Origin of the sequence: Serratia sp. BIGb0163, assembly GCF_024809935.1 — a bacterium.
Taxonomy (GTDB): domain Bacteria; phylum Pseudomonadota; class Gammaproteobacteria; order Enterobacterales; family Enterobacteriaceae; genus Serratia; species Serratia quinivorans.
On the sequence record NZ_JANUDZ010000015.1, the window covers coordinates 1 to 22,162 of the forward strand.

The following is a 22,162-nucleotide window of genomic DNA, read 5'->3' on the forward strand; positions in this document are numbered from 1 at the left end:
ACCAGTACTAATGATCCGTGAGACTTAACCTTACAACACCAAAAGTGTTTTGATTTGAGAGATTTTCAGCGCGTTCCGAGATTGGTTCTGGTGGTTACTGAGGTAACGGCCGGAATGAAACAGAATTTGCCTGGCGGCAATAGCGCGGTGGTCCCACCTGATCCCATGCCGAACTCAGAAGTGAAACGCCGTAGCGCCGATGGTAGTGTGGGGTCTCCCCATGCGAGAGTAGGACACTGCCAGGCATCAATTAAGCCAAGAGGCCATCCGCAAGGATGGCCTTTTTGCTTTGCCTGCTATAAATAAATGACCGTTATCACACCAATTTTCATATCACTCTTCAATGCGCATCACATAAATCACGCTATATTTCTCATCCGCTATTTACCTGTTCTCATATATTCATCTGTAGTGTGAGTTCCCACACTACAGGGACAAGTTATAACCTTATATTCACCATGGTATTGTCTGCTTGTTTTAAAAACATTATTTAAAATAGGCGGAAAATATGAACAATGAATATACAAAAACGGTATTTGAAGGTAATACTGCCGACAAAGCCGATACTTTGCTGGCAAGGATAGACTTCAATAAGGAAATTAACGATATCTCAGGGAGTGATAATATAGAGAAAGTTGAGGGTAATATCATTCTGGTTAAAAACAATATTGGCCAGAATGGTTATTTCGAAAATGGCACTATTTCACTGGTCAGGGATAGTTTTTTATTTTCTACAGATCGTGATTTTAGCCTATCGTTCTGGATTAAATCTGGATCATCAAGTGATGGCGTGATTATCTCTAATAAAGATTGGGGTAAAGGCTCAAATATCGGCTGGTTGGTGGGTATTAATCATGATTATCTGGTCTGTAATTGGAAAGGGGTCTCTGGTTCACGTTTAGATGTCGGCGCTGAACAAAATATAAAAGTTGCTGACAATCAGTGGCATCACATTGCAGTCACTTTTGACCGTCAGGGTGACGCTATTTTTTATAAAGATGGGGGGCAAGTATATAACATTAATATTTCTAACTCGGGCAGTATTGATAGTGGATATACAACGGTTATCGGTGCGGATGCTCTGGGTCAATATCCTTTAAAGGGCTGTCATCTGGATGAGATTGAGATCCACGATAAAGTATTAACTCAAGAAGACATTAAGCAAAGATTTTATGATCTGAAAGATAAACTGCAGAAGCCACTGACCGTCTTCATGAACTTTGAAGGGGATCTCAAAGACAGTTCAGGCCAAAGCAACGATGGTATAGCAACCGGGGATATTGGCTTTGTTCGTGGTTTTGATGGACTGGCAGCTAAATTAGACAAATCGTATATTACGCTACCACAAAGTGAGTTATTTCCCGCTTTGGATGGTGACTTCAGCGTTTCTTTCTGGGTAAAGGCTAACGCACAATATGAAGGGGTTATATTTTCTAACAAAGATTGGCGTGTTGGCGGGAACATTGGTTGGGTAATAGGGATTAGTGGTAAAAGCCTAAGGTGGAATTGGCAAGGTGCTTATGGTCGCCGGTTGGATATGGCGGATATCCCTATCGCCGATTTTAAATGGCATCATGTTGCTATTGCACACGATCGTTCCAGAGACGCTGTTTTCTATCTCGATGGTCAGGAGCAGTCCCGGGTCACTATTGCCAACAGTGGACACACTAACACCCATTTTGATTTTAATATCGGCGCGGATGGTCGAGGTGAATATCGATTGGCAAACACTTTTCTCGATCGAGTAAACATAACCAACACCATTATTTCCGCCCAGCAAGTCCAACAAGAATATGACGAGTATTATGAGAAACTCACTCCGGCACCTATCTCGCTGCATTATGACTTTAATGATCATTTAAATGATGCCTCGGTTAATGGCTACGATGCAGTCATACATGGCAAGGAGGAATATGTATCCGGTTTTGCCAACAGTGCATTTTTGTTCAATGGCGATAGTTTTATCACCATTCCTAATCCAGAATTACAAAATGATTTGTCAGGTGATTTTAGCCTGTGCTTTTGGATCAAGGCCCCTACCGGCAATAAAGAGCAAACGATTATTTCGAATAAAGACTGGAACAGTGGGGGCAATCCAGGCTGGCAATTAGGGATCCATAAAAATGCACTGAGTTGGAATTGGAAGGGGGACAGCGCCGGTCGTTATGATCTTGCTGATGACTATCCTATTTATGTGGCAGATGGCCGCTGGCATCAGATCACGGTGAGTCACGATCGCTTTGGCAATGCCTGTTTCTTTAAAGACGGTGTGCTGAAACAACAGATTGATATTCGTTTTTCGGGGGATACCGCAACTGCGTTGGATATCGCTGTTGGTGCAGATGCTATGGGCCAGTATCGCCTAAGCAACGAAACAATGATTGATGAGCTACGGATTATCAACCGGGCTGTAGACAGGCAGGAAGCACTGGCACTCTATGAGGAATATCGCGATCTCATTGTTAAACCCTTGACCGAGAAATTTAGCGGTAGCTTGAAATTCGTTGGGGCGGAACAGACGGTGATGGGCTCTGCGTTTACGCTGAATCTGCATTTACGCACCAACGATATGGTGAATGTCATTGATGATTGCACCAGCGAACTTCATTATGATTCATCCTTATTTGAATTTATTGAGGCCGTTGGTCGAGATATTTCTGCACAGGTTACAGCAAGCGGTGTTTTGAAAGTCAGCGTATATGGCGGCCGTACCTTCAACAATACTGCCCCTTTAGACTGGCAAAAAACAAAAGTGGGGGAACTGCGGTTCAAAACCACTGCAGCAGCGGGTGCCGGTGAGTTCTCTTTGTCAAATTGTCAATTCTACGAGAATGGTCGTTTATATCAGATTGATTCGCTGGATGTGGAAACACATCATCTGACGATCAACGAGGCATTATCCCTGGACGCTAACCAGGATGGTGTGATCACATTAGGCGATATTATTGGCCTTCCCCATGATCGGCAAGTCCATGTTGCAGAGCAGCTTGCTTTTATGCCTTATAAGCGCGTGCTATTTATTGGTCTGGATGGTGCGGGTGCCGGTGTCAGCATGCAGGCTCCCTATTGGCCTTCCGTGGAGTCGAAAAAAGAAACGGTTGGCGAACGACTACATATTCCGTATTTACGAAAAATGATTGAACAAGGCGCGGTGACCTACACGGCGCAATCGGTCATGCCGTCCGACTCTGCCCCAAACTGGGGGGCGATACTTACCGGTGTAGATACGAGTAAACACGGGGTAACCAATGGTGTCGCTGCCGAATACTACTATCCGGAAAACAGCCTCTATCCGACCTTATTTAAACGGCTGCGACAGGCCATGCCAAACCGCAAGCTTGCCGCTTACGTTTCCTGGGATGCCATTGCCAATAGCCTGATTGAGCCTTCGCTTGGGGTGGAGTGCGTCAAAGATTATGATGCGGCTATCGTGGAAAAAGTCACGGCCTATATTGCCGGCGGCAAGATGAAAGATACTGCATTCATGATGGTCCATCTAAGCAATATCGATCTGGCCGGACATTCAAAGGGATACTACGGACCGGACTATTACCGGGCAATGACCACGGCAGATGGGCAAGTCGAGAAGATTATCAGTGAGCTGGAACGGCAGGGCTTATGTGAAGATACTTTGGTGATTATCTCCCCCGACCACGGTGGCGGTACCGAGCAGGCGGACGGGACTCAAACGCAGAACTTTAGTCATGGGCAAAACTCCGCATTGGCGCGAACTGTCTTTATCGCGGCGAATGGTCGAACCGTTGCCAGAGAGACGGTAGGTGAAAAAACGCTGTTGGGCGGCTCCACGAAAGATATTGCCGCTATGGTGTGCCATGCATTGAATATCCCACAGACCAGTGATGAAGTGGGTTTACGCAATATGTTCATGAGGCAAGATGAGCTGTCAGATGCAGACTTGCCTGAATGGGTGATGACCCAAGTGGTTAATACGCCGTCGAACAGCGTCGGTAGCTATCAATTAATGCTGGCAAACGGCAGCGATGATATCTGTGCCGCCGATATTACGATTGAGGTGGATAATACCCAGGTAGAACAGGTTATTCCCCTACTGGCCGACATCAGGCTGTTACGCAAAGAGTTTGCCGCGGAAAAGTTACGCCTGGTATTTGTCTCCGACCAGCCATTACCGGCCGGGCAGGCATTGTTTACCTTTACGACGCGAAGACATTCCCCGCAGTATGGCCTGCAAATCAAGGATGCGATGGTTGCCAATCAGCAAGGGCATGAGACCCTGCCTGGATTGACGCAGCAAACACTGATGCAAGGCGATCCGCTCGGCATCACGCTGAATCAGGAAACGGTCACGTTGGAGGTGGGCAAGCAGTTTACCTTGATCGCGGGTATCAAGGGAGTACAGGCCGATGATTTGAAATGGAAAAATACGCGCCAAGATGTGGTCATCCTGCAAGCGAATGAAACTATTTGCACCGTTAATGCGCTTAAACCCGGCTTCACGAAGATCACCGTCGAAAGTGTAGATGGTGCATATTCCGCTGAGTGTGACGTCACGGTGATAGCGCCTCTCACTTTGGATAATGAAGGTTTCACCGACAAGAGCCGTTGGTTGATGGGTTCGGCGACCCCGGGGAGTAAGCTCGAAGTAACCACTGAAAACGGGGCGTCGATTTTCGGCTCGGTGGCAGACGATGGACGTTTCCACCTTGAACTGCCGTCGTTGTTGGAACATTCCCAGTTTTATATCCAGGAAACCTATCCTCAGGGCACTAAAGGGGAGAGACATAGTTTTGAGGTGCGTCCTAGTTACAACCTGTTGTGGGATATCAATGCCCAGGCCAGTGCCAGCAGCGTTTGGTTCAAACAACCGCAGTATGGGGCTGATAAAGCCATTGATGGTGATGCTGGCAGCCGCTGGGCCTCTCATAACGATCCGCTTCCGGCGTGGCTTGTGGTGGATTTGGGCGCTGAAATTGATTTCGATCTGGTGAGAATCAAAGAGTATGAGTCTCGGATTGCGGCCTTCACGCTTGAAGCCCTGCAAAATGGGCAGTGGTTGCCGGTTTATCAGGGGACGACCCTTGGCCAAAACGCCGAGCTTTATTTCCCTCGCGTTAAGGCATCGCAAATCAGGCTGAATATTACGGCTGCGAGCGATTCTCCTACAATCTACGAACTGCAAATTTTTGATACGGCCAATCCTCCGGTACGCGAGATCAGCGATTCCGCGTTGATTGCGTTGGAAACCAGAAAAAGTTTCAATTTCTTCTGGGAAATGGCCAATAGCGATCCTGCCAGCCCCGGCTACGGTTTGGTTAGCGACGCGAAGCCCTCGGCGATCTGCAATGTGGCGCAGGTCGGTTTTGCCCTGTCGGCGATTCCAATTGGCGTTAACAACGGTTGGATCACCTGGGATGAAGGGGCGGCACGCACCCTGGGCACGCTGAATATGTTGTTGAATAATGTCGATCAACACCGGGGATTCTTCTACCACTTCCTGAATAAGTGGACGGGGAAACGGGCCTGGAACTCTGAACTTTCAACTATTGATACCACACTGGCGTTGAATGGCGTGATTGTTGCCGGGGAGTTCTTCGGGGGTGAAATCAAACAAATGGCGGACCAGATTTATCACAAAGTCGACTGGGAGTGGTTCCGCGATCCTATAACCAATCAGTTTTATATGGCGTGGTACCCGGAGAATGGCGGTGGATTCAATGAGTACAAATGGTCCGGCCCGGTTGAACAGGCCAGCATGTATGTACTGGCGGCAGGCTCTCCGACGCATCCGGTCAATGGCGATATGTTCTACAGCATAAATCGTGCTAAACGATCGTACCGCGGGAGTGAGCCGGTGTTTGATACCTGGTTTGGCTCCAGCTTTACCAACCAGTTTTCTAATGCCTGGGTCGATTTCCGTGGCAAGGTCGATAAGCTGGGTGATGACTGGTTTAACGATGCGGTGCTCAACTCGCAAATCAGTCGCCAATACAGCATTGATGAACAGGATAACTTCAAGACGTTCGGTCCTGATTCATGGGGACTGTCGGCGGCGCCAGGCCCAGATGGCATCTATCATGGCACCTATGGTGCGCCACCGGCGACGGCGGCCAGCACGGATGGCACTATGGTGCTTTCCGGCGCAGTAGGCGCCATTGTATTCACGCCACAAGCATCACTGGCGGCGATGCAAAACTATTACCGGAACCACCCTTATACCTGGGGCAAGTACGGCTTTAAAAGCGGTTATAACCTGGATGTTAAGCCGTATTGGTACTCTTCATCAGTTAATGGGCTGGAAAAAGGGATTAGCGTCGTCATGCTCGAAAATTATCGCACAGGCATCATTTGGCGGTTGTATATGCAGAATGAGGCGATTAAGCGAGGTGTGGCCGCCATTGGCCTGACTGCGCGCAATGAGGTTAGCGGAGAGTGACGTGACTGACAGACAGTTAGGGGCAGTTTTTTGCTGTCAGTGATAATAAAAAGTGGGTTCAGCATGCTGAACCCACGGTTTTATTTTAATGCGAACTGCCCTGGGAAATCCCCAGGCCGGTTTGCGAACGTACAAATTGGAAACGGAAGCGCTCACGCTCCTGCTGCCCAGCCAATGAGCTGTCGGTGACCGAGAACAGCCAGGTGCCGACGAACGCGACAATCATCGAGAACAACGCCGGATATTCATAAGGATAAATGGCCTTCTCATGCCCCAGGATCTGCACCCAAATTGTCGGGCCGAGGATCATCAGGATCACCGCCGTCAGCAGACCTAACCAGCCGCCGATCATGGCACCGCGCGTAGTCAGGCGTGACCAATACATCGAAAGAATGATAATCGGGAAGTTACAACTGGCAGCAATCGAGAAGGCCAGCCCGACCATAAAGGCGATATTCTGTTTCTCGAACAAAATCCCCAGTGCAATGGCCACGATCCCCAGGATCACCACGGTAATTTTGGAAACCCGCAGTTCATCACGCTCGGTCGCCTTACCGTTTTTAATCACGCTGGCGTACAAGTCATGAGATACCGCAGAAGCTCCTGCCAGCGTCAGGCCGGCAACCACCGCCAGAATGGTGGCGAAGGCGACCGCCGAAATAAACCCGAGGAAGAAGTTACCGCCGACGGCGTTGGCCAAATGCACCGCTGCCATATTGGTACCGCCCAACAGCGCTCCGGTAGCGTCTTTGAATGCCGGATTAGGGCCGACTAACAAAATTGCGCCGAAGCCGATAATAAAGGTCAGGATATAGAAGTAACCGATAAAGCCGGTGGCATAGAACACACTCTTGCGGGCTTCTTTGGCATCGCTGACGGTAAAGAAGCGCATCAGGATGTGCGGCAGACCCGCAGTACCAAACATCAGCGCCAGCCCCAATGAGAGCGCGGAAATAGGATCGGACACCAGTCCGCCCGGGCTCATGATGGCGATGCCTTTCGGATGCACTTTCACGGCCTCGGCAAACAGGGTATTGAAGTCAAAATTGACCGATTTCATCACCATCAGCGCCATAAAACTGGCACCGGCCAGCAACAATACCGCTTTGATAATCTGTACCCAGGTGGTTGCCAGCATGCCGCCGAACAGCACGTACAGCACCATTAAAATACCGACCAGGATCACCGCCACATGGTAGTTAAGACCAAACAGTAACTGGATCAGCTTACCGGCGCCAACCATCTGTGCAATCAGGTATAGCGCGACCACCACCAGTGAGCCGCAGGCCGAAAGGGTACGGATTGGTTTCTGCTTAAGTCGGTAAGAGGCCACGTCAGCAAAGGTATAACGGCCCAGATTTCGCAGGCGTTCTGCAATCAGGAACAAAATGATCGGCCAGCCGATCAGGAAGCCGATGGAATAAATCAGTCCGTCATAGCCAGAGGTATACACCAGTGCGGAAATACCCAGGAAAGAAGCGGCTGACATAAAGTCGCCGGCAATCGCCAGGCCGTTCTGCAGGCCGGTGATTTTGCCGCCTGCGGTGTAGTAATCCTGGCGTGAACGAGTTCGTTTGGAAGCCCAGTAAGTGATGTATAGCGTGGCACCGACAAACAGTACGAACATCACGATCGCCTGAATATTCAGCGGCTGGCGATGAACTTCGCCACTAATGGCATCAGCAAAAGCCAGGCCCGGCAGCATCAGTAGGGCGGCGACAGACAATAAAGGCTTCATTTCTTCACCTCACGCAAGACTTCTGCAGTCAGGCGATCGAACTCGCCGTTGGCGCGGAATACATAGATCCCGGTCAACACGAAAGAGATCACGATCAGGCCGACGCCGACCGGGATCCCGCGGGTAATGGTCGATCCTTCAGCGATCGGTGTGCCCAACCACTGTGGATCGAAAGCGATCAATAAAATAAAGCTGACGTACAGCGCCAGTGTAATCAGTGAAAGCAGCCAGGCGAATCGGCTACGTTTTCGCACCAGTTCTATAAAGCGCGGGTTTTCCTCAATCCCTTGATAAATGGTGTCATTCATCAGAGCATCTCCAGTAGGTATTGATAGAGTACGCCGCGCTTGATGCCGATCACCGGGTTATTTTCCCGCTGATCGGCCTGAGGCGGCGGAAATTACGACGGAACTTTCATTGATTGTTTTTCTTCCAACAGCTTGTCGACTACGGCCGGATCCGCCAGCGTTGAGGTATCTCCCAAATTGCTGGTATCACCGGCGGCAATTTTGCGCAGGATGCGACGCATGATCTTGCCGGAACGCGTTTTTGGCAGAGAGTCTGTCCAGTGCAGCACGTCCGGCGTGGCGATCGGTCCTATTTCTTTACGTACCCAGTTACGTACTTCGGTATATAGCTCAGGCGTCGGTTCTTCACCGTGGTTCAGCGTGATATAGGCGTAAATCGCCTGGCCCTTGATGTTATGAGGGATGCCGACCACCGCCGCTTCGGCGATTTTCGGGTGGGAAACCAGGGCCGACTCGATCTCGGCGGTGCCCAGACGGTGACCGGAGACGTTAAGCACGTCATCGACACGGCCAGTGATCCAGTAATAGCCGTCTTCATCACGGCGTGCGCCGTCACCGCTGAAATACATGCCCTTAAAGGTGGAGAAGTAGGTTTGTTCGAAACGATCGTGGTCACCGAACAACGTGCGAGCCTGGCCTGGCCAGGAGTCGGTGATCACCAGGTTGCCTTCACAGGCGCCCTCCTGCACAGTGCCGATATTATCGACCAGTGCCGGTTGAACACCGAAGAACGGCCGCGTAGCGGAACCGGCTTTCAACTCGGTGGCACCGGGCAGCGGAGTGATCATAAAGCCGCCGGTTTCGGTCTGCCACCAGGTGTCGACGATCGGGCATTTAGCGTTGCCGATTTTATTGTAATACCACTCCCAGGCTTCCGGGTTGATCGGTTCGCCGACCGAGCCCATGATGCGCAGCGAATCGCGTTTGGTGCCTTCGATCGCCTTGTCACCTTCGGCCATCAGGGCACGAATGGCGGTAGGGGCGGTATACAGGATATTGACCTGGTGCTTGTCGATCACCTGTGACAGACGGTTAACGCCAGGGTAGTTCGGCACCCCTTCAAACATCAGGGTAATGGCACCGCAGGCCAGCGGGCCGTACAGCAGATAGCTATGGCCGGTGACCCAACCGACGTCGGCGGTACACCAGTACACGTCGCCGTCGTGGTAATCGAATACGTATTTAAAGGTCATGGCGGCATACACCAGATAACCGCCGGTGGTGTGCAACACGCCTTTGGGTTTGCCGGTTGAGCCGGAGGTATAAAGGATAAACAGTGGGTCTTCCGCATTCATCTCTTCTGGTGGGCAGTCGGCGGAAACCCCCGCAGTCAGTTCATGCCACCACAGATCGCGGCCTTCCTGCCAGTAACCCGGTTTGCCGGTACGCTGGAATACCACCACGTTGGTGATGCTTTTCACGCCTGGATTTTTCAGCGCGTCATCGACGTTTTTCTTCAGCGGAACGGCACGCCCGGCGCGCAGGCCTTCGTCGGCGGTGATAACCAGTTTAGAGTTGGAATCGATAATACGTCCGGCCACGGCTTCCGGCGAGAAACCACCAAAGATCACCGAATGCACGGCCCCGATACGGGCGCAGGCCAGCATGGCGACAGCGGCTTCCGGCACCATGGGCATATAGATAGCCACGACGTCGCCTTTCTTGACGCCCAGCTTTTTCAGCACGTTGGCGAATTGGCAGACATCGTGGTGCAGTTGTTTGTAGGTCACCTGTTTTGACTGGGTGGGATCGTCACCTTCCCAGATAATGGCGGTTTGGTCGCCGCGTTCGGCCAGGTGGCGATCGAGGCAGTTGGCCGCCAGGTTAAGGGTGCCGTCTTCAAACCAGCGAATGCTGATATGGCCTGGATCGAACGAGGTGTTTTTCACCCGGCTATAAGGTTTTATCCAGTCCAGGATTTTTCCCTGCTCGCCCCAAAACGTTTCCGGGTCTTGCACAGACTGTTGATAATATTGTTGATATTGCGTCGGATTAATCAGGGCGTGTTCTGCAATTGCAGAAGGAATAGCGTGTTTATGCACTTGGCTCATGGCTTTTCTCCTTGAAGTTGTTAATAATATGTCAACTAGAGGTTAAGTATAGTTTGCTCCGATTCTTTGTTTCTTTTTTGGGCGGCAGATCACGCAACGAAGATATTGATTTGTAATAGTTCTGCCTCATTCGTGTGGGGCATCTGCCTGCTTGGTGGGAGAAAGCGGTTAAATAGGAAGTTTTAGTCAGAAAACGCTATCTAAAGAACTAAAAAGAATAACCAACTCGGCAATAACTCCGCTTTTTATCGGTATTAGTTAATATAAAATGCCGAGATTAAAATCTCTGTTAAACCTTTTCGGACCGTAGAGCACCTTTAATATTCGATGTCGATATTAATAGCCAAACCGTCAGCCAAGAGTGCTAATAAGGAAAAAATTTCGGAATCATCCTATTAAATAGGAAGCCTGTGAGGCCCGGATATTTTCATTTTGAAAACTTTAATGTAACAGAATACAAACATCTCTATCAGACTAAATATGCAAGATTAACGAAAGTTAACGCATTTTCATCATGTATCAAACTCAAGATCCCAGGTGCTATTGTGATTCACCTCACATAAAATTAAGCTTTTAATAACAATAAATTATGCCTGTCGACACTGAAAATCAAATCACGTGAGTTCGTTTTTTGCACAAAACCCAGATAAAACAAGGCTTGCAGAGTATGCCTGCCAAATGGTAAAGATTTAAACAGCGTCACACTAAGGGCAGGTGAACGCTTCCTGGTCATTAACATAAGCCTGTATTAAATGATTAAGTATTCTTTTCGGCGCGTTATTATAAATGTGCCGAAAAGAGTCTTTGAGGACTTTTTGGGTATGAAGAGTGTAAAAATCAGTCTTGCCTGGCAAATTATGATTGCATTGGCGTTGGGCATTATTGTTGGGGCGGTGCTCCATAATCAAACTGAATCACGAGAGTGGTTAGTCAGTAATATTCTAAGCCCGGCCGGTGATATATTTATCCGCCTGATTAAGATGATTGTGGTACCTATCGTTATTTCTACGCTGGTGGTGGGGATTGCCGGCGTGGGGGATGCGAAGAAGTTAGGCCGTCTCGGGTTGAAAACCATTATTTACTTCGAGGTGATCACCACTATCGCCATTGTGGTGGGGCTGACATTGGCTAATGTTTTTCAACCCGGCCACGGTATCGACATGTCGACGCTGACTGCGGTGGATATCTCGCAGTATGAAAAAACCACGGAGCAGGTGCAAAGTGGCTCACACAGCCTGGTTGCCACCATTCTGTCGTTGATCCCGTCGAATATTTTCGCCTCGATGGCGAAGGGCGACATGTTGCCGATCATCTTCTTCTCGGTGCTGTTTGGCCTGGGCCTGTCGTCATTGCCGAAAGAAACCAAAGAGCCGCTGCTGAAGGTATTTAAAGCCGTTTCCGAAAGCATGTTCAAAGTCACGCATATGATCATGCGCTATGCGCCGATTGGGGTGTTTGGTCTGATTGCAGTGACGGTTGCCAACTTTGGTTTCGCCTCATTGCTGCCCCTGGCCAAACTGGTGCTGCTGGTGTACTTCGCGATTGCCTTCTTTGCGTTGGTGGTGCTGGGGGCGGTCGCACGCATCTGTAACCTGCGTATCTGGACGCTGATCCGTATTCTGAAAGATGAACTGATCCTGGCCTTTTCCACCGCCAGTTCGGAAACGGTGCTGCCGCGCATCATCGAAAAGATGGAGGCTTACGGCGCGCCGAAGGCGATCACCAGCTTTGTGGTACCGACCGGTTACTCCTTCAATCTGGACGGCTCAACGCTGTATCAGAGCATTGCCGCCATCTTTATCGCGCAGTTGTATGGGATTGAGCTGTCCCTGGGCCAGGAGATTGTGCTGGTGGTAACGCTGATGCTCACCTCGAAGGGGATTGCCGGCGTGCCCGGAGTTTCCTTTGTGGTGCTGTTGGCCACTCTGGGTAGCGTGGGGATCCCGTTGGAAGGCCTGGCGTTTATTGCCGGCGTAGATCGCATCCTGGATATGGCGCGTACCGCACTGAACGTGGTGGGCAATGCGCTGGCGGTGCTGGTGGTAGCTAAATGGGAACACCAGTTCGACAGTAAAAAGGCGCTCGCCTTTGAGAAAGAGTTCTTGTCCGGCAAAGCCAGGCAGATAACAGACTCTTAACCGCTTTTGGACGAGATTGATTTGACGACTAAACCCGCCTGATGGCGGGTTTAGTCGTCTTGGGATCAGCAGGAGGGGGCAGAGCCCTGGGCCGGCAGGAAGCGCAGCGGATCCAATGCGGTAGCACGATAACGGATCTGGAAGTGCAGCATCACCTTGTCGGTACCTGTGCTGCCCATGGTGGCAATCTTCTGCCCGGCTTTCACTTCCTGAGCATTGCGCACCAGCAGAGTGTTGTTGTGGGCATAGGCGCTGATGTACTCATCATTGTGTTTGATCATAATCAGATTGCCATAACCCCGCAGTTGGTTGCCAACGTACACCACCCGCCCTTTGGCTGCGGCAAATACCGGTTGCCCACGGTTACCGGCGATATCGATGCCTTTATTGCCCCCGTCGGCCGTCGAATACTTGCTGATAATGTTGCCCTGGGTTGGCCAGCGCCAGCATTTGATACTGCTGCGGATCGGCGGTGCAACGGCTGCAATCTGGCTGGTTGACTGTGTTTTGCGTGTCTTGCCTTTCTTTGCCGTCGCGTTATTTAACGCCAGCTTTTGGCCAATCTCGAGGTTGTAGGGTTTAGGGATTTTATTGCGTCGCGCCAACTCACTGACTTCGCTGTTGGTGATCCAGGCAATGTAGAACAGAGTATCGCCACGTTTGACGGTATAGGTGTTGCCGTTATAACTGCCTCTGGCCAAGCGATCATAATCACGGTCGTAGCTGTTCGATTTCTTTCCGGAGCCGCACCCCAGTAATCCCAGACTGATTACGCACACGGCAATCAGCCGCCATACAGCGAATGTGCTTCCCATACTCAAATATCGTCCTTAAACGTCGTCGCGCTCTATTGTGATCTGCCTATAGTAACATCAACGGTCAGGTGGTCAAAAACGCCCCCGTGGACTAAATTTTGCCGGGCGAAGGCAGAAGGTTTTACCTTTTGGCTCAAAATGTTCATGGATTGGGAACAGCAAATATGCAAGAAACCTTAACGCTCTCCGGTTATCTGGTGCTGGCAGCCACACTATTAGTGGCTTATGTGATCTTCGGCATCGCCGGTTTTGGTTCCGCGTTAGTCGCCAGTCCGATAATGGCGCTTTATATGCCGGTGGCGAAAATCGTCCCGTTGCTGGCACTGCTGGATATGTGCGCGGCGATTGTTAACGTCAGTCGCGACGGGCGGAATGCTCAATGGCCTGAATTAAAAAGGCTGGTCCCACTGATGATTATCGGCAGCCTGTTGGGGGCGGCGATCCTGTTGAAGACTCGACCAGAAATTCTGTTGCTGGCGCTGGGGATTTTTGTGGTGTTTTACGCGCTCTATTCACTCAGTGGTTTAAAGCCCGCTCGGCAATTTTCACCCAGGGCGGCGGTGCCTTTTGGTTTGGTGGGGGGGATATTCAGCGCACTCTTTGGTAGCGGTGGCTTTATTTATGCCATCTATCTCAGTGGCCGGATTGAGAAAAAAGAAGCTTTCCGTATAACCCAAACCACTCTGATTGGTATGAGTACCCTGACTCGGGTGGTCATTTTTGCTCTGGCCGGTGTTTATCTGGACGTTGACTTATTACTGCTGGCGCTAGTGCTGGTGCCGGGCATGCTGGTGGGGATTACCCTGGGCCGTTACTTCACGTTGAAGATGTCGCGTGAGCAATTCCTCAAGCTCATCAATGTGATCTTGTTGGCTTCCGGCGCTATGTTGATTATTAAGTACTTTAGTTGACGAAGATGGCGGGGCGAAGCTAAACCCCCAACGGTTATAGTTCACCAGGATTGCCCTCGACGACATGTCAATGGATGGGTATTTGAGGCAGAAAACAATTTCCGAATGTCGTTGAGTATTCGTATGAAAATTAGATGGATAATTGTTTTTAGACTGAATGCTGGATTGTGCAAATAATATTATTCTATGGATATTTTTATACATAAGTAATGTATGAATCGGTATCGATTATTTTTGTTGTTTGGCAAGTAGATAATGCATCACCTATAACTAACTGGGTGTTTAACTTATAGCATTGTAAGCGTGCTAACAATTCATAATCCATTAATATCCAATTGATAGAGTATTTATTTAAGGACGGAGTTAAATCTGAACTGGCAGTGATTGAAAAAGTCGAGCATGAACTTTTGGATAAGGTGCGTCGCCTTTTTTATTTTAAAAATACAGTAAAAATAGTGTGTTGTGTGTAAATTGCTTGGGGTGGGTAGGGGTGTTATAAGCCTTGATTTTATTATTGTAAATAATGAGGCGATCTTGTTTTTCCTGCTTTACCCGTAATTCTAACCGCTTGAAAATAATATTTTAACCGGTGATGAGGTGGTGTGGAATTAGGGTTGTGAGGGGGCGATTCGCGTGAGGATATATCACCGAGTTAATTCTGAAACGGAATTTGCACTTTTAAAATTAGATTCTAGTCTGAATTAGAACCTAATTTAACATCTCCACTACTTCCTATGGGAGAGTGTCATGAGCAAACCGATCAAGAATATCGTCATCGTGGGCGGCGGCACTGCGGGCTGGATGTCCGCCTCGTACCTCGTCCGGGCGCTCCAACAGCAGGCGAACATTACGCTCATCGAATCTGCGACGATCCCCCGGATCGGTGTGGGCGAGGCGACCATCCCGAGTTTGCAGAAGGTGTTCTTCGACTTCCTCGGGATACCGGAACAGGAGTGGATGCCCCAGGTGAACGGCGCGTTCAAGGCCGGCATCAAGTTCGTGAATTGGAGAACCTCTCCCGACCACTCGCGCAACGATTACTTCTACCATTTGTTCGGCAATGTGCCGAGCTGCGACGGCGTGCCGCTTACCCACTACTGGCTGCGCAAGCGCGAACAGGGCTTTCAGCAGTCGATGGCGTACGCCTGCTACCCACAGCCCGGGGCGCTTGATGGCAATCTGGCACCGTGCCTGCATGATGGCACCCGTCAGATGTCCCACGCGTGGCACTTCGACGCGCACTTGGTGGCCGATTTTTTGAAGCGCTGGGCCGTCGATCGCGGGGTGAACCGAGTGGTCGACGAGGTCGTGGAGGTTAACCTGAACGAGCACGGCTTCATCTCCAGTCTGTTCACCAAAGAGGGCCGGAAGCTGGAGGCGGATCTGTTCATCGACTGCTCAGGCATGCGGGGGCTCCTGATCAACCAGGCCCTGAAAGAGCCCTTCATTGACATGTCCGACTACCTGCTGTGCGACAGCGCGGTCGCTACTGCCGTACCCAACGACGACGCGCAAGTGGGGGTCGAACCCTATACCTCTTCGATCGCCATGAACTCGGGGTGGACCTGGAAGATTCCGATGCTGGGTCGGTTCGGCAGCGGCTACGTCTTCTCGAGCAAGTTCACCTCCCGCGACCAGGCCACCACCGACTTCCTCAACCTCTGGGGCCTCTCGGACAATCAGCCGCTCAATCAGATCAAGTTCCGGGTCGGGCGTAACAAGCGGTCGTGGGTCAACAACTGCGTCTCTATCGGGCTGGCGTCGTGCTTTTTGGAGCCCCTGGAATCGACGGGGATCTACTTCATCTACGCGGCGCTTTACCAACTCGTGAAGCACTTCCCCGACACCTCGTTCGACCCGCGGTTGGCCGACGCGTTCAACGCCGAGATCGTCTACATGTTCGACGACTGCCGAGACTTTGTCCAAGCGCACTATTTCACTTCGTCACGCGAAGACACGCCGTTCTGGCTTGCGAACCGGCACGATTTGCGGCTCTCCGACTCCATCAAAGAGAAGGTTGAGCGCTATAAGGCGGGGCTGCCGTTGACCACCACGTCGTTCGACGATTCCACTTACTATGAGACCTTCGACTTCGAATTCAAGAACTTCTGGTTGAACGGAAACTACTACTGCATCTTTGCCGGGCTGGGCATGCTGCCCGACCGGTCGCTGCCGCTCTTGCAATTGCGACCGGAGTCGATCGAAAAGGCCGAGGTAATGTTCGCCCGCATCCAGCGTGAGGCCGAGCGTCTGCGGGCGAGCCTGCCGACGAACTATGACTACCTGCGGTCGCTGCGCGACGGCGAAGTGGGGCTGTCTCGACCCGGACCGACGTCCGCGTCGCCGGAGAGCCGGTAGTGGAGCGCGCCCTGGACCGGGCATGCGTATTCGCTGCCACGCACGCTGCCGTGGCAACCTGCGATCCGCTGCAGGCTCGCTCGTTCGTTTTGCAACTGCCGGGTCTGAACCGTAACAAGGACGTGCCCGGTATCGTTGGCCTGCTGCGAGAGTTCCTCCCGGTGCGCGGCGTGCCCTCCGGCTGGGGCTTCGTCGAAGCCGCCGCTGCGATGCGGGACATTGGGTTTTTCCTGGGGTCGCTCAAGCGGCACGGACACGAGCCCGTGGACGTGGTGCCCGGGCTCGAGCCGGTGCTGCTCGATCTGGCGCGCATGACCGACCTGCCGCCGCGTGAGACGCTCCTGCATGTGACGGTCTGGAACCCCGCGGCGGCCGACGCGCAACGGAGCTACACCGGGCTCAGCGACGAAGCGCACCTGCTTGAGAGCGTGCGCATCTCGATGGCGGCCCTCGAGGCGGCCATCACGGTGACCGTCGAACTGCACGACGTGCCCCTGAGGTCGCCCGCGTTCGCGCAAGGGTGCGACGAGCTGGCAGCCTATCTGCAAAAAATGGTCGAATCGATTGTCTACGCGTACCGCTTCATCTCGCCGCAGGTCTTCTACGACGAGCTCCGCCCCTTCTACGACCCGATTCGCGTCGGGGGCCAGAGTTACCTTGGCCCCGGTGCCGTAGAGATGCCCCTCTTCGTGCTGGATCACGTCCTGTGGGGTTCGCAATCGGACCACCAGGCTTATCGAGAATTCAAAGAGACGTACCTGCCCTATGTCCTTCCCGCGTACAGGGCGGTCTACGCTCGGTTCGCTGGGAGGCCGTCGCTCGTCGACCGCGCGATCGGGGAGGCGCGAGTAGGTGCGCAGGGCGAATCCGTCCGGGCCGGGCTGGCGGCTCTCAACCGGATCTTCGTGGTCCTGCTGCGCTTCCGGGCACCTCATGTTCAATTGGCGGAGCGGGTGTACGAAGCCGGGCGAAGCGGCCCGGCAATCGGCAGTGGAGGGTACGCGCCCAGCATGCTTGGCGATCTGGCCACGCTCACGCTTGCCGCGCGCTCCCGCATTCGCACCGCTCTCAACGAGTTCTGACGCGCACGGCCATCTGTTCCATCTCATTAAGGAGATTTGCCCTCATGACTCAGAACAGCCCCGCGAACGGGCGCGATAGCAACCACTTCGACGTGATCATCCTCGGCTCGGGCATGTCCGGCACCCAGATGGGGGCTATCCTGGCCAAACAGCAGTTTCGCGTGCTGATCATCGAGGAGTCGTCGCACCCGCGGTTCACGATCGGCGAATCGTCGATTCCCGAGACGTCTCTAATGAACCGTATCATCGCCGATCGCTACGGCATTCCGGAGCTCGACCACATTACGTCGTTTTACTCGACGCAGCGTTACGTCTCGTCGAGCACGGGCATTAAGCGCAACTTCGGCTTCGTGTTCCACAAACCCGGCCAGGAGCACAACCCGAAGGAGTTCACACAGTGCGTCATCCCCGAGTTGCCCTGGGGACCGGAGAGCCATTATTACCGGCAAGACGTCGACGCCTACCTGTTGCAAGCCGCTATTAAATACGGCTGCACGGTCCGCCAGAAGACTAAAGTGACCGAATACCACGCCGATAAAGACGGCGTCGCGGTGACCACCGCCGAGGACGAACGGTTCACCGGCCGGTACATGATCGACTGTGGAGGACCCCGCGCGCCGCTCGCGACCAAGTTCAATCTCCGCGAAGAGCCGTGTCGCTTCAAGACGCACTCGCGCAGCCTCTACACGCACATGCTCGGGGTCAAGCCGTTCGACGATATTTTCAAGGTCAAGGGGCAGCGCTGGCGCTGGCACGAGGGGACCTTGCACCACATGTTCGAGGGTGGCTGGCTCTGGGTGATTCCGTTCAACAACCATCCGAAGTCGACCAACAACCTGGTGAGTGTCGGCCTGCAGCTTGATCCGCGCGTCTACCCGAAAACGGACATCTCCGCGCAGCAAGAGTTCGACGAGTTCCTCGCGCGGTTCCCGAGTATCGGGGCGCAGTTCCGCGACGCCGTGCCGGTGCGTGACTGGGTCAAGACCGACCGCCTGCAGTTCTCGTCGAGCACCTGCATCGGCGATCGCTACTGCCTGATGCTGCACGCGAACGGGTTCATCGACCCGCTCTTCTCCAGGGGGCTCGAGAACACTGCGGTGACCATCCACGCGCTCGCAGCGCGCCTCATCAAGGCGCTGCGCGACGATGACTTCTCCCCTGATCGCTTCGAGTACATCGAACGCCTGCAGCAAAAGCTTTTGGACCACAACGACGACTTCGTCAGCTGCTGCTACACGGCGTTCACGGACTTCCGCTTGTGGGACGCGTTCCACAGGCTGTGGACCGTCGGCACGATCCTCGGGCAGTTCCGGCTCGTGCAAGCCCACGCGAGGTTTCGTGCTTCGCGCGACGAGGGCGACCTCGATCATCTCGACAACGACCCCCCGTACCTTGGGTACCTGTGCGCAGACATGGAGGGGTACTACCAGTTGTTCAACGACGCCAAAGCCGAGATCGAGGCCGTAAGCGCCGGGCTCAAGCCGACCGGGGAGGCCGCGGCGCGGATCCACGCCCTCATCGACGAACGAGACTTCGCCAAGCAGATGTTCGGTTTCGGGTACTGCATCACCGGGGACAAGCCGCAGCTCAACAACTCGAAGTACAGTCTACTGCCGGCGATGAAGCTGATGCACTGGACACAAACCAGCGCGCCGGCAGAGGTGAAAAAGTACTTCGACTACAACCCGATGTTCGCGCTGCTCAAGGCGTACATTACGACCCGTATCAGTTTGACTCGGAAGAAGTAATCGGCCGTCGAGGACACAAAAATGATGAGCGACATTCAATGGGTTCAAGCGAGCATTGAGGAGCATCCTTCTAGGGTGTACGACGCGACCACGAGCGTGGCCGCGAGTTGGTACGTCGCGATGCGCTCGGACGACCTCAAGGATAAGCCGACGGAGTTGACGCTCTTCGGCCGTCCGTGCGTGGCGTGGCGCGGCACGATGGGGCAGGCCGTGGTGATGGACCGCCACTGCTCGCACCTCGGCGCGAACCTGGCCGACGGGCAGGTCAAGGACGGGTGCATCCAGTGCCCGTTTCATCACTGGCGGTACGACGAGCAGGGCCAGTGCGTTCATATCCCCGGTCACAACCAGACGGTGCGCCGGCTGGAGCCGGTGCCGCGATCGGTGCGCCAGCCGACGTTGGTCACCGCCGAGCGATACGGCTATGTGTGGGTTTGGTACGGCTCCCCAGAGCCGCTGCACCCGCTGCCCGAAATCGCCGCAGCCGACGTCGACAACGGCGACTTTATGCACCTGCACTTCGCATTCGATACGACGACGGCTGTCTTGCGGATCGTAGAGAACTTCTACGACGCGCAACACGCGTCCCCCGTACACGAGCTCCCGATCTCGGCCTTCGAGCTCAAGCTGTTCGACGATTGGCGCCCGTGGCCGGAGGTTGAGTCTCTGGCACAGGCGGGCGCGTGGTTCGGTGCCGGGATCGACTTCACCGTGGACCGGTATTTCGGGGCCTTCGGCATGCTGGCACGTGTGCTCGGCCTGAATATGTCGCAGATGAACCTGCACTTCGATGGCTACCCCGGCGGGTGCGTCATGACCGTTTCCCTGGACGGAGACTTCAAATACAAGCTGCTCCAGTGTGTGACGCCGGTGAGCGACGGCAAGAACGTCATGCACATGCTCATCTCGATCAAGAAGGTGGGGGGCGCCTTGCGCCGCGCGACCGACTACGTGCTGTTCGGGCTGCAGACCCGACAGGCAGCGAAGTACGACGTCAAAATCTGGAACGGGATGAAGCCGGACGGCGGCGGCGCGTACAGCAAGTACGATAAGCTCGTGCTCAAGTACCGTGCGTTCTACCGGGGCTGGGTCGACCGCGTTGCGAGTGAGCGGTGATGCGTAAGTCGGCGGCCCTAAACGAGCCGCTCTCGGACTGGTCGTTCCGCCAGGCGCTCGCGGCCAGCACGTTCGTGTCGGTACCGCTTTTTCCGAGGCATTCATGACTGTCTGGCTGTTGCAACTGGTGCTGGTGATCGCACTCTGCAACGTCTGCGGCCGCATTGCCGAACGGCTCGGCCAGTGCGCGGTCGTCGGTGAGATCGCAGCCGGTTTGCTATTGGGTCCTTCGCTGTTTGGCGTGATCGCACCGGATTTTTACGATGCGTTGTTCGGCCCACACACGCTGTCGGCGATGGGGCAAGTCGGTGAAGTCGGCCTGATACTGCTGATGTTTCAGGTTGGTCTGCATATGGAGTTGGGCGAGACGCTGTGTGACAGGCGTTGGCGCATGCCCGTTGCGATCGCCGTGGGTGGGCTCGTCGTACCGGCCGCGATCGGCATGATCGTCGCCACTGTCTCGAAAGACATGCTCGCCAGCGATGCGCCGGCGCTGCCCTATATACTATTCTGCGGTGTCGCGCTTGCGATATCAGCGGTACCGGTGATGGCGCGCATCGTCGACGACCTGGCGCTCAACGCCATGGTGGGCGCACGGCACGCCATGTCTGCCGCGATGCTGACGGATGCGCTCGGATGGATACTGCTTGCAACTATTGCTTCGCTATCGAGCGGGCCTGGTTGGGCATTTGCGCGCATGCTCGTCAGCCTGCTCGCGTATCTGGTGCTGTGCGCGTTCCTGGTGCGCTTCGTGGTTAAACCGGCGCTTGTGCGGCTCGCATCGACTGCACATGCGGCGCGTGACCGCTTGGCCGTGTTGTTATGTTTCGTAATGGCGTCGGCACTCGCGACGTCGCTGCTCGGATTTCATAGCGCATTTGGCGCACTTGCGGCGGCGCTGTTCGTGCGGCGCGTGCCCGGTATTGCAAATGAGTGGCGGGAGAACGTCGAAGGTTTTGTCAGGCTTGTGCTGATGCCGGTGTTTTTCGCGTATGCGGGGCTGCATGCGTCGATCGGTACGATCGACGACGCGGCATCATGGATGTGGTTCGGCGTATTCCTCGCGGGCGGATTCATCGGCAAGTTCGGCGGCAGTTATCTGGGCGCGCGTGCCACCGGGCTTGAGCCACGCGATGCGATGTTGGTGAGCTCGCTGATGAATACGCGCGGCTTGATGGAGCTCATCGTCCTATCAATCGGTCTGCAGATGCAGATCCTTCCGCCAAAGGTCTATACGATCCTCGTGGTGTTCGCGCTGGTGACGACGGCGCTGACAGTACCGCTGGTTCGATTCACGCTGCGCGTGCAATTGCGCTCGACGCCGGCAATCCCGGACGCCGATAAGTGACGCGCATCTGGTAATCGAACTTGTTCGATGAAGAGTCCCACCCCTGAAAAGCAAAAAACCCGCCATAGGCGGGTTCTTCTAAATATGGTGCCCGGACTCGGACAACCGGCGTTTACGCCGAGTTGAACAACGCTTCA

The 22,162-nt window shown here is 53.6% G+C and carries 12 protein-coding genes and 1 rRNA gene; 9 read left to right on the forward strand and 4 right to left on the reverse strand.

Features of this window, described 5'->3' with window-relative positions:
* Positions 1-129 precede the first annotated feature (129 nt).
* Positions 130-245, forward strand: a 5S ribosomal RNA gene (gene rrf, locus M2406_RS26230).
* A 263-nt stretch (positions 246-508) separates the two neighbouring features.
* Positions 509-6,412 (forward strand): glucoamylase family protein, encoded by a 5,904-nt coding sequence (locus tag M2406_RS26235; protein ID WP_259191915.1) that lies wholly within the window; start codon positions 509-511, stop codon positions 6,410-6,412.
* Between the two features lie 85 nt (positions 6,413-6,497).
* Here the strand turns inward: M2406_RS26235 and actP are convergent, their stop codons facing one another.
* From actP to acs, 3 genes are all read right to left on the reverse strand, one after another.
* Positions 6,498-8,150 carry a cation/acetate symporter ActP gene (gene actP, locus M2406_RS26240; RefSeq protein ID WP_012004762.1) on the reverse strand — a complete coding sequence of 551 codons (1,653 nt, stop codon included), beginning with the start codon at positions 8,148-8,150 and terminating at the stop codon, positions 6,498-6,500.
* Positions 8,147-8,458 (reverse strand): DUF485 domain-containing protein, encoded by a 312-nt coding sequence (locus M2406_RS26245; RefSeq protein ID WP_012004763.1) that lies wholly within the window; start codon positions 8,456-8,458, stop codon positions 8,147-8,149. The genes actP and M2406_RS26245 overlap by 4 nt, the downstream gene beginning before the upstream one ends.
* Before the next feature lie 92 nt (positions 8,459-8,550).
* A complete protein-coding gene (acs, locus tag M2406_RS26250; RefSeq protein ID WP_012004764.1) occupies positions 8,551-10,509 on the reverse strand; it encodes an acetate--CoA ligase in 1,959 nt (652 codons plus the stop codon).
* 821 nt (positions 10,510-11,330) lie between these two features.
* On the opposite strand from acs, the gene gltP reads away from it, so the two are divergent.
* Positions 11,331-12,647 carry a glutamate/aspartate:proton symporter GltP gene (gene gltP, locus M2406_RS26255; protein ID WP_012004765.1) on the forward strand — a complete coding sequence of 439 codons (1,317 nt, stop codon included), beginning with the start codon at positions 11,331-11,333 and terminating at the stop codon, positions 12,645-12,647.
* 65 nt (positions 12,648-12,712) lie between these two features.
* Here the strand turns inward: gltP and actS are convergent, their stop codons facing one another.
* Complete coding sequence (gene actS, locus M2406_RS26260; protein WP_012004766.1) at positions 12,713-13,462, reverse strand: amidase activator ActS; 750 nt, start codon at positions 13,460-13,462, stop codon at positions 12,713-12,715.
* 164 nt (positions 13,463-13,626) lie between these two features.
* Here actS and M2406_RS26265 point away from each other — a divergent pair, with 164 nt between their 5' ends.
* From M2406_RS26265 to M2406_RS26290, 6 genes are all read left to right on the forward strand, one after another.
* Entirely contained in the window at positions 13,627-14,373 is a 747-nt protein-coding gene (locus M2406_RS26265) for a sulfite exporter TauE/SafE family protein (RefSeq protein ID WP_012004767.1), read from the forward strand.
* 747 nt (positions 14,374-15,120) lie between these two features.
* Positions 15,121-16,731: a tryptophan halogenase family protein gene (locus tag M2406_RS26270; protein WP_017891340.1), complete on the forward strand. Its 1,611-nt coding sequence runs from the start codon at positions 15,121-15,123 to the stop codon at positions 16,729-16,731.
* Positions 16,731-17,813, forward strand: coding sequence for a monodechloroaminopyrrolnitrin synthase PrnB family protein (locus M2406_RS26275; protein WP_259191918.1), 1,083 nt, complete (start codon positions 16,731-16,733; stop codon positions 17,811-17,813). The genes M2406_RS26270 and M2406_RS26275 overlap by 1 nt, the downstream gene beginning before the upstream one ends.
* A gap of 44 nt (positions 17,814-17,857) precedes the next feature.
* Positions 17,858-19,561: an NAD(P)/FAD-dependent oxidoreductase gene (locus M2406_RS26280; RefSeq protein WP_259191919.1), complete on the forward strand. Its 1,704-nt coding sequence runs from the start codon at positions 17,858-17,860 to the stop codon at positions 19,559-19,561.
* A gap of 21 nt (positions 19,562-19,582) precedes the next feature.
* The gene (locus M2406_RS26285) at positions 19,583-20,677 is read left to right on the forward strand and encodes a Rieske 2Fe-2S domain-containing protein (protein WP_259191920.1); all 1,095 of its coding nucleotides are present in this window, start codon (positions 19,583-19,585) and stop codon (positions 20,675-20,677) included.
* Between the two features lie 103 nt (positions 20,678-20,780).
* Complete coding sequence (locus M2406_RS26290; RefSeq protein ID WP_259191921.1) at positions 20,781-22,025, forward strand: cation:proton antiporter; 1,245 nt, start codon at positions 20,781-20,783, stop codon at positions 22,023-22,025.
* The last annotated feature ends 137 nt before the right edge of the window (positions 22,026-22,162 follow it).

What these genes read in the sequence shown, in the direction of transcription:
- M2406_RS26235 (WP_259191915.1), top strand. Translation starts at nt 509, where the DNA reads ATGAACAATGAATATACAAAAACGGTATTTGAAGGTAATACTGCCGAC.
- actP (WP_012004762.1), bottom strand. Translation starts at nt 8,150, where the DNA reads ATGAAGCCTTTATTGTCTGTCGCCGCCCTACTGATGCTGCCGGGCCTG.
- M2406_RS26245 (WP_012004763.1), bottom strand. Translation starts at nt 8,458, where the DNA reads ATGAATGACACCATTTATCAAGGGATTGAGGAAAACCCGCGCTTTATA.
- acs (WP_012004764.1), bottom strand. Translation starts at nt 10,509, where the DNA reads ATGAGCCAAGTGCATAAACACGCTATTCCTTCTGCAATTGCAGAACAC.
- gltP (WP_012004765.1), top strand. Translation starts at nt 11,331, where the DNA reads ATGAAGAGTGTAAAAATCAGTCTTGCCTGGCAAATTATGATTGCATTG.
- actS (WP_012004766.1), bottom strand. Translation starts at nt 13,462, where the DNA reads ATGGGAAGCACATTCGCTGTATGGCGGCTGATTGCCGTGTGCGTAATC.
- M2406_RS26265 (WP_012004767.1), top strand. Translation starts at nt 13,627, where the DNA reads ATGCAAGAAACCTTAACGCTCTCCGGTTATCTGGTGCTGGCAGCCACA.
- M2406_RS26270 (WP_017891340.1), top strand. Translation starts at nt 15,121, where the DNA reads ATGAGCAAACCGATCAAGAATATCGTCATCGTGGGCGGCGGCACTGCG.
- M2406_RS26280 (WP_259191919.1), top strand. Translation starts at nt 17,858, where the DNA reads ATGACTCAGAACAGCCCCGCGAACGGGCGCGATAGCAACCACTTCGAC.
- M2406_RS26285 (WP_259191920.1), top strand. Translation starts at nt 19,583, where the DNA reads ATGATGAGCGACATTCAATGGGTTCAAGCGAGCATTGAGGAGCATCCT.
- M2406_RS26290 (WP_259191921.1), top strand. Translation starts at nt 20,781, where the DNA reads ATGACTGTCTGGCTGTTGCAACTGGTGCTGGTGATCGCACTCTGCAAC.